This window comes from Nonomuraea candida (assembly GCF_000725485.1).
GTDB classification, from domain to species: Bacteria; Actinomycetota; Actinomycetes; order Streptosporangiales; family Streptosporangiaceae; genus Nonomuraea; species Nonomuraea candida.
This window is the reverse complement of record NZ_JOAG01000012.1, coordinates 1-12,370: the sequence shown is the minus strand read 5'-3', so window position 1 is coordinate 12,370 and position 12,370 is coordinate 1. Positions and strand designations below refer to the sequence as shown.

The window sequence follows — 12,370 nt, the reverse complement described above, 5'->3', positions numbered from 1 at the left end:
ACCGCAACCGATGAGACGCGCCCGCCGCACCCTGGCCGCGACCGTCACCCTGGCGGTCGCGTGCACCACCCTGACCGGCTGCTTCGAGGAGCCCTCGCCGCACGACGCGGTGCGCGACTTCCTCGTGGGCTGGCAGTCCGAGGACTACGAGCTGGCCGCCGGCCGCACCGACGGCGACCCGGCGACGGTGCGCAAGGCGCTGGCCGACGCCAAGCTGGAGCTTGACGCGGCCTCCTTCCGCTTCAAGATCACCAGCGTCAGCGTGACCGGCGGCGAGTCCAAGGCCGACTTCCACGCCGAGGTGGACCTGGGGGAGAACAACCCCCTGTGGGAATACGAAGGCTCGCTGCCCCTGCACCTCGTCGACGGCTCGTGGAAGGTGCGCTGGTCGTTGTCGGTGCTGCACCCGCAGCTCAAGGAGGGCCAGCGGTTCGCCGTCGCGACCAATCCCATTCCGCGCCAGCCGGTGGTCGACCGGGCCAACGACCCGCTGCAGAGCAACACCGAGCTCTACGTCGCGGGCGTCCATCCCAACCAGCTCGGCGACCAGGCGGAAGAGGTCGTCGCGAAGCTGTCCGAGGTCACCGGCTACGCCCAGGACCGGCTGCTCAGCCGGGTCAGGTCGTCGCCGCCCGACGAGTTCGTGCAGCTGGTGACGTTCGGGCGCTCGCGCTACCAGTCGATGCAGGCCAGGCTGGAGGCCATCCAGGGCATCGAGATCAAGTCGCAGCCGCAGCTGGTCAACCCCGACCCGCCCCGCCAGATCGTCGGCAGCGTCAGCGCGCTCACGCCCGAGACCGAGCAGAAGCTCGGCGGCCCGCAGCGGGCCGGCGACTCCGTGGGCAGGAGCGGGCTGCAGCAGGCCTACCAGGACTACCTGACCGGGTCCACCGAGACCGAGGTGATCACCCTCGACCTCAAGACCGGCCGCCAGGTCGCCCAGCTCAAGCAGTGGCCGGGCCGGCGGAACGTCTCGGTGAAGACCACGATCGACCGGGGCGCGCAGACGGCCGCCGAGCAGGCCGTGGCCGCCACGCAGACCAGCGCGCTGGTGGCGGTGCACCGTGACACCGGTGAGATCCTCGCCGTCGGCACCAAGGACATGCACCAGGAGCGCGACGCGCTGGCCGGCAAGTTCCCGGCCGGGACGGCGTTCTCGATCATCGCCGCCGACGCGCTGCTGAAGAAGGGCGTCAGCCCCAAGCAGCGGCTGGCCTGCCCGCAGGAGCGCACGGTGGGCGGCGCCAAGTTCGTGCACGCCGCCCAGCCCGCGGGGGTCACCACGTCGGCCACCTTCCAGCAGCACTTCGCCCGGGGCTGCGTGACCGCGCTGGCCTCGCTGGCCCGCCGCGTCACGGGCGACGACCTGACCAGGAGCGCGCAGGCGTTCGGCGTGGGGCAGCCGTGGCGGTTGCCGCTGAAGTCGTTCAGCGGGTCGCGGCCCAAGCTGTCCAGCGACGCCGACAAGGCCAAGGCCATCGCCGGCCAGAACGTCGAGATGAGCCCGCTCGGCATGGCCCTGGTGGCCGCCGCCGTCGCCTCCGGCACCTGGCGCCCGCCCGTGCTGGTCACCGAGCCCCGCTCGCCCGACGCCTCCGCCGAGAAGACCCCCGCCAGCCAGCCCTCCCCGGTGCCGGTCGACCCGAAGGTGCGCGCCGCGCTGACCACCATGATGCGGGCCGGCGCGGCCGGCACCCCCGCCCAGGCCGGCAAGGGCAGGGTCTACGGCATCACCGCGGCGGCGGGCGACCAGCAGCGCTGGTTCGTCGGCTGGCAGGGCGACGTGGCCATCGCCGTGCTGACGAAGAACCACGACCCGGCGGCCGTGGCAGGCGAGTTCTTCTCGGGCCTCGGCAACCCGTCGTGAAATTGTCGCGACCCTGAGCAACCATTCGCGGGCCCCGTTGCGTCTTACTGAGTGACTGGGCCCGCTCGGGGGGTTGCGGTTCCAGTCGCCGTGATGAGATCAGGACTTCATCTCGGGGGAAGTCCTGCCGTCCGGACCGGCTCGACCCTGCCGGTCGGCCCCCGGGAGCGCGAGCTGCTGTGCCGCGCTCCCGGGGGTTTCGCCGTGCCCGGACGGCCTCTCGCCGTGTGCGGGGCCTTCGAGGCGCAGGGGCGGCCTCTCGTCGTGCTGGGCGGCGGTTTCGCCGTGGCGGGCGGCGGTTTCCCCGTGCCGGCCGGGGGTTCCGCCACGGGGAATTAAGTTGGCGTTGAGGGTGTTGTGCCATGTACATTCATGTTGCGCGGCCCCTCCGGGGGACGTGTTGACAACTGCACAGGGGGTGACTGGCTTCGACTTCGACTTTGCAAGCCAGGTGAAGCGGGCCGAGGACTGCGGACATAACCTCGTTAATCCTGTGACCGCAAACAACAAGTGCCAATTCCAAGAGCACTGTGGCTGCCAGGTCTGACCTGGCGCTCGCTGCCTAAGCAGCGAAACCACTGTCAGCCCGGGAGTGCCTTCGGCCCGGTGTCTGGCATCGCTAGAAGGCTCAACCGATCGACCCGGCCACGGGGGAGATCGGGAAATCAAACAGTGGCTGAGCCCGTCGGCGACTCGCCTGCGTGATCGCCGGGGCCGAGAAAAGCACAGCAGGCTGCGCCCGGAGAAGCCCTGACTTGGGGTTGAAGGACGCGGGTTCGATTCCCGCCACCTCCACCACTTCAGACCGCCTCTTACCTGCGGAAGACCGCAGGTAGGGGCGGTTTTGTGCGTTATGGGGACCCATAGGCACGTCATGGGCCCACCGCGACCCCAACCGTGAGCCTCCCACCGCGAGCCCACCGCGAGCCCACGGGCCTGCCGCCGCGATCGGCTCGGGCGGCCCGCTCGTGCCGCCGGGGGCCGGTTCGGGCGGCCGGCTTGGGCCGCTGGGCGGCCGGCGAATGTCCGGTAGATGTCCGCCTTGCGTCCTGGTGCCGGGTCGCGCGCCTGCCTGACCATGAGGCGTGTAAGCCGAACCGGAAGGCACACAGGAGGCGTGATGCGAAGGTTGGCGAAGGTCCTGGCCGTGGCGGCGGGCGGCGCGATGGCCCTCGCCGGGGTCACCACCCCGGCGCGGGCGGAAGTGTGGGCTTGCAGCAGCTTCGTGAACACGACGACGAACGTGGCGGGGGCGGTGTGCAACGGCGGCTTCGGCACCTACCGGGTGGCCGCCAAGTGCAACTCGGCTCACTACCCCTACACGCGAACGGTCGTCGGCCCGTGGCGGACCAAGGCCTCCGGGCAGGCGGGGTCATACTCCCTCGTTTCCGGCGATCCCCAGGGCTGCCACGTCGTGCATGCCTGGTGGCAGGTCAGATAAGCCATTTTCAGGACCGTCTCCCGAGCGCGGACACCGCGGACGGGGGGCGGTCTTCGCGTTCCCGGGGCTTCCGCAGGAGACCGGGGTGGGCGGTGGCGGGGGGAGTACCGGTAGCGTGATCTTGTGCGTTGGGTCTGGGTGCTGCTTGCTCTCGCGCTGAGCGGGTGCTCGCTCCCGCTGCCGCGCCTGCCCTGGGGCCTGGAGGGGTCGCAGGGGGAGGGTGCGCGGCGCAGCGTGGTGCGGATCTCGGCACACGCGCCGGCCTGCGGCAAGGACGCCGAGGGCACGGGCTTCGTGTACGCCCCCGGCCGGGTGATGACGGTGGCCCGCGTGGTGGCCGGGGCCATCCCGGTGTCCCTGACCGTCACCGCAGGGGACGGCCGCCAGTACGCCGGTGACGTCGTCGCCTTCGACCCCGTCACCGACGTCGCGCTGCTGCACGTTCCCGGCCTGCCCGCGCCCGCGCTGCGGATCGCGCGGGCGCCGCTCGGCGCGGCCGGCCTGGTCGGCTATCCGGCGGGCGGGGGCGCCGCGGTGGCGCGGGAGGTCGAGGTGGAGCGGCGGTTGGAGGCCGCGGGGCCGGACGTCTTCCGCGAGCGCGAGACCGTCCGCACGGTGCTGGCCCTCTCCGGGGACGTGGGAGCGGAGGCGAGCGGCTGGCCGGTGGTGGCGGAAGAGGGCGTCGCCGCCGGGATGGTGTTCGGGGTGGACGAGGGGCGGGAGCGGGTGGCGTACGCGCTGGCGGCCGAGGAGCTGCTGTCCGTGGTGAAGAAGGCGGGCGACGGCACGGAACACGTCTCCACCCGCAAGTGCGCCGGGCCGCGCTGACCGCTCTTCCGGCGTGAGCCGGAAGAGCGCCGGTCGGAGCACGCCGCCGGTCGGAGCACGCCGCCGGTCGGAGCACGCCGCCGGCGGGAGGCTTGGGGCGGGCGGAGGCTTGGGGCGGCGGCGGGGGGGGCGTGGGGCGGGGCGGTGGCGGCCGGTGCCGGTCCCGCCGGTGGGTCACTCCTTGTCGAGGCGGACCGCCTGGGAGACGTAGTCGCGCAGGGCCTCCTCGTGGGTCCGCAGGTCCTCGGGCTTCTTGAGCTTGACGTGCCGGGTCTTCTTGCCGCTGCCGGTGAGCAGCCCGTGCGCGTCCGCGAACTCGGCGCCGCGCTCGAAGGCGAAGGTGATGTGGGTCTTGCTGACGCTGATGACGGCGAGGATCTTGTTCCCCCGCCAGGCGGGCGAGCCGTACGTGAGCACCTCCGCCGCCTCGGGCGCGCTGTCGGCCATGAGCGTGCGTAAGCCGGTCACGATCTCCTGGAACGGAGCCGGGACCCTGGTCTGGATGAACGCGTCAACGTCCGGGTTGCCCATCTCAAAGCCTCTCCACGGCGACATGTGGAGGCGACGATAACGGCTGTGATGAGAAGGGACCAGAGTTCCGATTGCGCTTACTGTGAGCGACCACTCCTTTACCTATGCTTAGGTGTCTTTTGACAGTTTTCGTGTCAGAGGCGGGATGAAGCGTGTCAAGGTACGACTGGCGCCACCCGGTGTTCGCGCCGCTGGTGGGGCTCTTGGTGTCCGGGTCGCTGCTGGTGACGGGGGCGGTGGCGGCACTGCTCGAAGTCGTGGGCGCGACCACGGCCCCGGCGGCGGCCGAAATGGTGGTCGCGCTGATCGTCGCGGTGTTCGTGACGACCGTGCTCAGGATCGTCAGGGCGGTGCCCGAGATCAGGCGGGAGAGCGCCGCCACGGAGCGGGCCGCGGCGAACGTCGGTTCGGTCAAGCCGGGCGACGACACGCTGGTCGGGCGGCGGCTGCGGCTGTTCAAGGAGGCGGCCGAGGCGGGCGGCGACGCGGAGGCCGTGCTCGGCGCGCGCTCCGCGCTGGACGAGGGCGAGCTGGCCAACAGGCACCACGTCGACCACGCGCTCATCTGGGCGCTGCCGGTCTTCGGGTTCATCGGCACCGCGCTGACCATGGCGGCGATGGTCGGCTCGTTCGGCGACGCTCTGGACGGCCAGGGGAACCCCAGCGTGCTGATCGCCGCGCTGAAGCAGCACGTGCTGCCCGAGCTGGCCTCGGCGTTCGGGGTGACCATGGTGGCGCTGTTCCTGAGCGTGCTCGCGTTCGGCGCGATGACCCTGGTCGAACGGGCGGAGCGGGCCGGGGTGGCGGCGGCCGACGAGGTGTTCCTGGTCTACCTCGCCCGGCTGCCGCAGGACCGGCGGGCGCCGGCCCCGGCCGCGCAGGCGGCCCCCGAGCTGCAGGGGCTCACGCACGAGCTGGCCCAGTCCCGGGGCAGGACCGAGGAGCTGATCAAGGGTCTCGACGCGCTGCGCACGGCCGTGGAGCGGCTGAGCGCCGCCGAGAGCCGGCCGCAGAGGTACACCCTGGTGAGGGAGCAGTGAGGCGGCGGTCCGCCAGGCCGTTCGCGCCGCCGCTCGACCTGCGCTTCATCGACCTGTTCATGGCCATCGTGCTGGCGCTGTCGTTCGTCGCGATCATGCTGACCGTGGTGGCGCGCATGCTGCCCACCGAGGACGCCGCGCCGTCCCCGCGGGCGCAGCGCTCGGTGGCGCAGCTCGAAAGGCAGCTCGAAGCCGCCGTGCGGGCGCGGCGGGAGGCCGAGGCGGAGCTGCGCGCCACGCGGGAGCAGATCTCCGAGCAGACGGCCTTCGCGCTGCCCTGGTGGCTGATCGGCTTCTGCGCGCTGCTGGGCGTGCTGGCGGTGTTCATGAACTGGCGGGTCCGGCTGTGGAACAAGGGGAGCCTGCCGCCGCTGTGGAGCTGGGCGCTGGTCACGGTGGTGGTGGCCGTGGTCACCGTGATCGTCAGGTCGCTGAGCGACGGTCAGGGCTACCTGCTGCTGGCCGAGATCCCCTGGTGGGCGGCCGACGTGTTGTGCCTGGGGCTGCTGCTGGTCGCGTACGTGCTGATCTCCGACATCCGGGACCGGCACCTCACGCTGGGCAGGATCCGGGCACGGGAGCGGTAGGCCGGAATGGGGTGGTGTTCAGCCGGACGTCACTCCTGTCACACTTTTCACGAATACCGTGAACACGCAGCCGAATGTCCCCCTTGTAAGGAGATGCGATGTTGCGTCGCGCCCTCGGCGTGCTGGCCGCGGCCGGAGCCCTGCTGCTGACCGCGCTCCCCGCCTCGGGGGCCGTCCAGCCCCTGCCCCGCGCCCACGCCCACAACGACTACGAGCACGAGCGGCCGCTGCTGGACGCCCTCGACCACGGCTTCACCAGCGTCGAGGCCGACATCTACCTGGTGGACGGCGAGCTGCGCGTCGGGCACGACCCCGAGGACCTGCGCCCCGGCCGTACGCTGCAGTCGCTCTACCTCGACCCGCTGGCCCGCCGCGTACGCCACGGCAGCGTCTTCCCCGGCAACCGCCACCAGGCGCTCCAGCTCCTGGTGGACATCAAGAACGACGGCGCCGCCACCTACACCGAGCTGGACAAGGTGCTGCGGACCTACCGCAAGATGCTCACCACCTACCACAAGGGCAGGGTCAGGCCCGGCGCGGTGACCGTGGTGATCAGCGGCGACCGGCCGCGCGAGCTGATGGCGGCCCAGGAGCGGCGCTACGCCTTCTACGACGGCCGCCTGTCCGACCTGGGCCAGGGCGACCCCGGCCTGATCCCGCTGATCAGCGACAACTGGACGAACCACTTCACCTGGCGGGGCGAGGGCGAGATGCCGGCCGCCGAGCGGGACAAGCTCCGTCAGATCGTCGCCACCGCGCACCGCGACGGGCAGCGGGTGCGCTTCTGGGCCACGCCCGACGCGGCCGGACCGGCCAGGGACGCGCTGTGGCGGGAGCTGGTCGCGGCCGACGTCGACCACCTCAACACCGACGACCTGGCGGGCCTGGAGAGCTTCCTGCGCGCCCATGACGACAGGCGCGAGGCGGCCTGAGCCGGCGGATTCCGATGCGCGGGGTCAGCCGGCGCCGCCGGCGTACTCCGATGCGCGTGGTCAGTGGGCGCAGCCGGCGTACTCGTCGAGGCGGCGCAGCATCGCGGCGAGCATGAGCGGGAACATCGCCACGTGCGAGACCAGCATCAGCCCGTCACTGTCGATGGCCCCCAGCCACAGCAGGGGGAAGAGCGGCACGGCGGGCGCGAACATGACCGCGCACATCTCCAGCGTCGGCGCCCAGCCGTGCCCCCGGAAGCGCATCCAGGCGGCCATGCCGATCGACATGTTGACGGCCATCGAGAGGTACCACAGCTCCGGCTGCCCGGTGTGGGAGACGTCGAGGCCGACGGCGGACTGGAGCAGGCCGAGCGCGAACATGCCGGCGAACATCGCGACGATCATCTCGATGTAGTGCAGCGTGAACCGGCCCCAGCGGCGGCCGGGCTTCGTGGTGGGTGTCGTCGTCATGCTCCCGACTGTGCGGGACGGGGGTCCGGCCGGCCAGGGAAGGCGGCCGGGGAGGTCCGGAAACTTGGGCTGCCGGTCCGTCGGACCTACAGTCGGGGGCATGGACCGACGACGGGTCGTGGTGGTGGCGTACGAGGCGGCCGAGCTCCTCGACATCGCCTGCGTCACCTCCACCCTGGAGAGCGCCAACTGGCACGGCGCGCTGCCGTACTACGAGTACCGCGTGGCCACGCCCGGCGGCCATCCCGTCACCACCGGCACCGCGCTGACCCTGCACGGCCAGCTCGCCCTGGAGCGGGTCACCGGGCCGCTCGACACGCTCATCGTGTCGGGCGGGATCGGCAACGAGGACGCCGCCGCCAACCCGCTGGTCGTCGGCCACGTGCGCCGGCTGGCCAGGGAGAGCAGGCGGGTGGCGTCCGTGTGCACGGGGGCGTACATCCTGGCCGCCGCGGGGCTGCTCGACGGGCGGCGCGCCACCACGCACTGGAACCAGGCGCACGTCCTGGCCGCCCGCTTCCCCCGCGTCACCGTTGACGCCGACCCGATCTTCATCAGGGACGGCGACGTCGCCACCTCCGCCGGCGTCACCGCCGCCCTCGACCTCACGCTGGCCTTCGTGGAGGAGGACAACGGCGTCGAGCTGGCCAGGACCGTGGCCCGCAACCTGGTCACCTACCTGCAGCGGCCCGGCAACCAGGCGCAGATGAGCATGTTCGTCGCCGCGCCCGCCCCCTCCGACGACCTGGTCAGGCGGACCGTCGAGCACATCGCCGCGAACCTGCGCGGCGACCTCGGCACGGCCGCCCTGGCGGCGCGGGCGGGGGTCAGCGAGCGGCACCTGACCCGGCTGTTCCTCCGGCACCTGGGCCAGGCGCCCGGCCGCTACGTCAGGAAGGTCCGCACCGAGGCCGCCGCCCAGCTGCTGGCCGCCACGTCGCTGCCGCTCCCGGCGGTGGCCGCGCGCTGCGGGTTCGGCACGGCCGAGACGTTACGGCAGGCCTTCATCGACCGGTACGGCATCCCGCCCTCCCGCTACCGCCTGACACAGGCGGCCGGTTGATCCTGGTATCTGGCTAATGTGTCTGCGATGAACGGTGACCGGGTCATAGGCGGCTACACCCTGCGGCGCCTGCTCGGCCGGGGCGGCATGGGCGAGGTGCACCTGGCCGCCACGCCCACGGGCGGGCTGGCCGCGGTCAAGCTCATCCATCCCGAGCTGGCCAGGGACCCGGCGTTCCGGCGGCGCTTCGAGCGCGAGGTGGCGGCGGCGCGGCGGGTGGCCAGGTTCTGCACCGCGCCGGTGCTGGACGCCGGGATCGACGGGGACGTCGCCTACCTGGTCACCGAATACGTCAAGGGGCCCGACCTGGCGCGGGCCGTGCACGAGCAGGGCCCGCTGTCGGGCGGGAACCTGGAGGCGCTGGCCGTGGGCATCGCGACCGCGCTGAGCGCCATCCACGGGGCCGGGGTGATCCACCGGGACCTGAAGCCCGCCAACGTGCTGCTGTCGCCGCTCGGGCCCCGGGTGATCGACTTCGGGATCGCGCAGCTCGTCGGCGGTGACAGCGTGGCCGGTCAGTCCCTCCTCGGCACGCCCGCGTTCATGGCGCCCGAGCAGGTGCGCGGGGAGCCGCTGACGCCCGCCGCCGACGTGTTCGCCTGGGGCGGGGTGATCGCGTTCGCCGGGACGGGGCGGCTGCCGTTCGGGGGCGGGCCGGCCGGGCAGGTGCTGCACCGCATTATGGGGGAGCCGCCGCTGCTGGACGGGCTGGACGACGGGGTGCGGGGAGTGGTGGAACGGGCTCTGGCCAAGGACGCCCGGCTGCGGCCGACGGCTCAGGAGCTGCTGGGGGAGCTGGTGGGCGGCACCCGCCTGGCCACGGCCACCGAGGTGGTGGAACGCACCTGGACGGGGACCGCCACAGCGGATGTGCGCGGGGCGGATGTGCGCGGGGCGGATGTGCGCGGGGCGGACGTGCGCGGGGCGGACGTGCGCGAGGGCGTGGGGGATGGGCGGCCGGTGGAGGCGCGCCCGTCCGGGCGGCGGCGGTGGTGGCCGTGGGCGGTGGCGGGCGGCGCCGTGCTGGTGCTCGCCGCCGTGGGCGCCGTGACCCTGCCGGGGGCGCTGGACCGGCAGAGCCTGCCGTACGAGGCCGGGTTCGCCGACTCCTGGGACGTCGGCGCGTCGGACGGCGGCGCCGCCCGCGCGGACGGCTCCGGCTACCGGCTCACCGTCCGGCCGGGCTGGCGGTTGTGGAAGTCGGCACCCGTCAGCGAGCCGGAGAGCGGCGTGATCGTCAGCGCGCGGGCCACGCTGGAGGAGGGCGCGGGGGAGTACGGCGTGTGGTGCCACGGCTCGGCCGGCTCCGGCGACCGGTACGAGTTCACGGTGAGCGGCACGGGCAAGGCGTCGATCGTCAAGCGCCGTACCGGCGCCGAGGGCGAGATCCTGCACGGGCCCGCCGGCGCGCCGCGCCAGGCCGTCAACCGGGTCGTGGCGGAGTGCGTCCGGAGCGGGGACCGGGTGACCCTGCGGATGTGGCTGAACGAGGTCCTGGTCGCCGAGGTGTCCGACGCGGAGGACCCGTACGCGCCCCGGGAGGCCGGCGTGCACGCCGCGTCGAGCGCCACCGAGCAGGCCCGCGTCCGCTTCCAGTCCTTCACGCTCAGACCGGTGATCGAGTCGTGAGGCCGGAGGATGCGCGCGCCCGTCGCCGCCGGGCCGCGAGGGCGGAGGGCGTTCCCGCCGGGTGTCACCGGGGCGCGAGGGCGGAGGGCGTTCCCGCCGGATGTCAGCGGGCCGTGCGGTCGGGGGGCGGGTGAGCGTGCGTTTCGGCGTGCTCGGGCCGCTGCGCGTCGAGGGCGGCCGGACCCCGGGACCGGCCAAGCATCGCACGCTGCTGGCGGCGCTGCTGCTGGCGGCCGGGGAGCAGGTGCCGGTCGGGCGGCTGATGTCCGTGGTGTGGGACGACCGGCCCCCGGCCACGGCCGAGTCGGTGCTGCGCGTGTACGTCAGCGCGCTGCGCAAGGTCGTGGACGGCATCCGTACCGTGCCGGGCGGTTACCTGCTGGACGTGGCGCGGGACGACGTGGACTGCCACCGGTTCGAGCGGCTGGTCGCCGAGGCGCGGCGGGCGCGGGCGGCCGGGGAGGTGGCGCGGGCGGCGGACGGGTTCAGGGCGGCGCAGGCCCTGTGGCGGGGCCGGGCGCTGGCCGACGTGGAGTCGTCGGTGCTGCGCCGCACGCACGGCGTGCCGCTGGAGGAGCTGCGGCTGACCGCGCTGGAGGAGCGGGTGGAGCTCGACCTGCGGCTGGGCAGGGGCGCGGAGATGGTGGGCGAGCTGCGCGCGCTGGTGGCCGCGCACCCGCTGCGGGAACGCGCCTGGGTACGCCTCATCGAGGCCCTGCACCAGGCCGGACGGCGGTCGGAGGCGCTGGGGGCCTACCAGGACGCGCGGCGGACGCTGGTGGAGGAGCTGGGGCTGGAGCCGGGGGCCGAGCTGACGGCGGCCCACCGGCGCGTCCTGCACGACGACGGCACGCCGCTCCAGCGCACCGACGGCATCCGTCCCGGAGGTGGGCAGGTGGTCAGCGAGTTGCCGCCGGACATTTCCGACTTCGTGGGACGCCGGGCGGTGCTCGGGTGGATCGCCGGGCTGGTGCCGGAGCACGCCTCGGCACCCGTGCACCTGGTCCTGCACGGCCCGCCCGGCTGCGGGAAGTCGGCCGTCGCCGTGCACGCCGCCACCACGATCGAGCTGTCCGGCGACCGGCTCTACGCCCCGCTGGGCGCCCGGCCGCCCGGCGCGGTCCTGGAGGACCTGCTGCGCTCGCTCGGCTGCCCCGACGGCGCGGTGCCGTCCGCCCTGGCCGACCGGGTGCGGCTCTACCGCAGCATGACGGCCCGCAGACGGCTGCTCGTCGTGCTGGACGACGCCGCCGACGAGGCCCAGGTACGCCCCCTGCTGCCGACCGGTCCCGGCAGCCTCACCCTCGTGACCAGCCGGTCGCCGCTGGCCGGGCTGGAGGCGGCGCGGGCGTACGAGCTGGGGCTGCTCGACCGGGACGAGGCGGTGGCCATGCTCGCCGAGGTCGCCGGGCACGACCGGGTGCGCGCGGAGCCCGGGGCCGCCCTGCGCATCGTCGCGCTCTGCGGGCACCTGCCCCTGGCCCTGCGCATCGCCGGGTCGCGGCTGGCCAGGAAGCCGGGCTGGACGCTCGACCACCTGGCGGGGCGGCTCGGCGACGAGCGACGCAGGCTCGACGAGCTGAGCGCCGGCGACCTGGCCGTCAGGGGCAGCCTCGCCCTGGGCTATCGCGGCCTGCCGGACCCGGAGCGGCGGCTGCTGCGCCGGCTCGGGGCCCTGTCGGCGCCCGACTTCGCGCCGTGGGCGCTCGGCGCGGACCTGGAGCCGCTGGCGGAGGCGGGGCTGCTGCAGTCGCGCGGCCTGGACGAGGCGGGCCAGGAGCGGTACGGCTGGCACGACCTGACCAGGCTGTACGCCGCCGAACGCCTGGCCGAGGAGGACGGCGGGCCGGCCGGCGTGCTGGCGGCCATGGCGGGGGAGATCCTGGAGCGGACCCGGCAGGCCCGGGCCTCCCTCCTCCCCGCCGAGCCCGGCACCGGCCGCACCGAGATCCACCCACCCACCCCGGCCCCGCCCCACGAC

Annotated in this window: 11 protein-coding genes and 1 other RNA gene; 10 read left to right on the top strand and 2 right to left on the bottom strand. The window is 73.7% G+C overall.

The features are described 5' to 3' along the window. The first annotated feature begins 10 nt into the window (after positions 1–10). The 4 genes from IO39_RS12045 to IO39_RS58855 all read left to right on the top strand — a co-directional run bounded on the left by IO39_RS12045 (position 11) and on the right by IO39_RS58855 (position 4,136). Positions 11–1,867 (top strand): penicillin-binding transpeptidase domain-containing protein, encoded by a 1,857-nt coding sequence (locus tag IO39_RS12045; protein ID WP_043620529.1) that lies wholly within the window; start codon positions 11–13, stop codon positions 1,865–1,867. 414 nt (positions 1,868–2,281) lie between these two features. Then, positions 2,282–2,665, top strand: a transfer-messenger RNA (tmRNA) gene (gene ssrA / locus IO39_RS51855). A 322-nt stretch (positions 2,666–2,987) separates the two neighbouring features. Further along, positions 2,988–3,308: a hypothetical protein gene (locus tag IO39_RS12040; protein WP_157548228.1), complete on the top strand. Its 321-nt coding sequence runs from the start codon at positions 2,988–2,990 to the stop codon at positions 3,306–3,308. Between the two features lie 123 nt (positions 3,309–3,431). Next, entirely contained in the window at positions 3,432–4,136 is a 705-nt protein-coding gene (locus IO39_RS58855; RefSeq protein ID WP_157548226.1) for a trypsin-like peptidase domain-containing protein, read from the top strand. Positions 4,137–4,310: 174 nt separating this feature from the next. Here the strand turns inward: IO39_RS58855 and IO39_RS50530 are convergent, their stop codons facing one another. Beyond that, entirely contained in the window at positions 4,311–4,667 is a 357-nt protein-coding gene (locus IO39_RS50530) for a DUF1801 domain-containing protein (protein WP_052422790.1), read from the bottom strand. Positions 4,668–4,819: 152 nt separating this feature from the next. Here IO39_RS50530 and IO39_RS12025 point away from each other — a divergent pair, with 152 nt between their 5' ends. From IO39_RS12025 to IO39_RS12015, 3 genes are all read left to right on the top strand, one after another. Continuing rightward, positions 4,820–5,707 (top strand): hypothetical protein, encoded by an 888-nt coding sequence (locus IO39_RS12025; protein ID WP_157548224.1) that lies wholly within the window; start codon positions 4,820–4,822, stop codon positions 5,705–5,707. Further along, positions 5,704–6,294: a hypothetical protein gene (locus IO39_RS12020; protein ID WP_043620521.1), complete on the top strand. Its 591-nt coding sequence runs from the start codon at positions 5,704–5,706 to the stop codon at positions 6,292–6,294. Before IO39_RS12025 ends, IO39_RS12020 begins: the two co-directional genes overlap by 4 nt. A 98-nt stretch (positions 6,295–6,392) precedes the next feature. Beyond that, the gene (locus tag IO39_RS12015) at positions 6,393–7,226 is read left to right on the top strand and encodes a phosphatidylinositol-specific phospholipase C/glycerophosphodiester phosphodiesterase family protein (RefSeq protein ID WP_043620518.1); all 834 of its coding nucleotides are present in this window, start codon (positions 6,393–6,395) and stop codon (positions 7,224–7,226) included. 60 nt (positions 7,227–7,286) lie between these two features. Here the strand turns inward: IO39_RS12015 and IO39_RS12010 are convergent, their stop codons facing one another. Further along, positions 7,287–7,697, bottom strand: a complete 411-nt coding sequence (locus IO39_RS12010; RefSeq protein ID WP_043620515.1) for a hypothetical protein — start codon at positions 7,695–7,697, stop codon at positions 7,287–7,289. A gap of 100 nt (positions 7,698–7,797) precedes the next feature. Here IO39_RS12010 and IO39_RS12005 point away from each other — a divergent pair, with 100 nt between their 5' ends. From IO39_RS12005 to IO39_RS11995, 3 genes are all read left to right on the top strand, one after another. After that, entirely contained in the window at positions 7,798–8,760 is a 963-nt protein-coding gene (locus tag IO39_RS12005; RefSeq protein WP_084772726.1) for a GlxA family transcriptional regulator, read from the top strand. Positions 8,761–8,787: 27 nt separating this feature from the next. Continuing rightward, on the top strand, positions 8,788–10,389 hold the full coding sequence (locus IO39_RS57620; protein ID WP_052422789.1) for a serine/threonine-protein kinase: 1,602 nt from the start codon (positions 8,788–8,790) through the stop codon (positions 10,387–10,389). A gap of 130 nt (positions 10,390–10,519) precedes the next feature. Continuing rightward, positions 10,520–12,370: AfsR/SARP family transcriptional regulator (locus tag IO39_RS11995; protein WP_211266995.1), on the top strand; the 1,851-nt coding region annotated here is incomplete at its 3' end.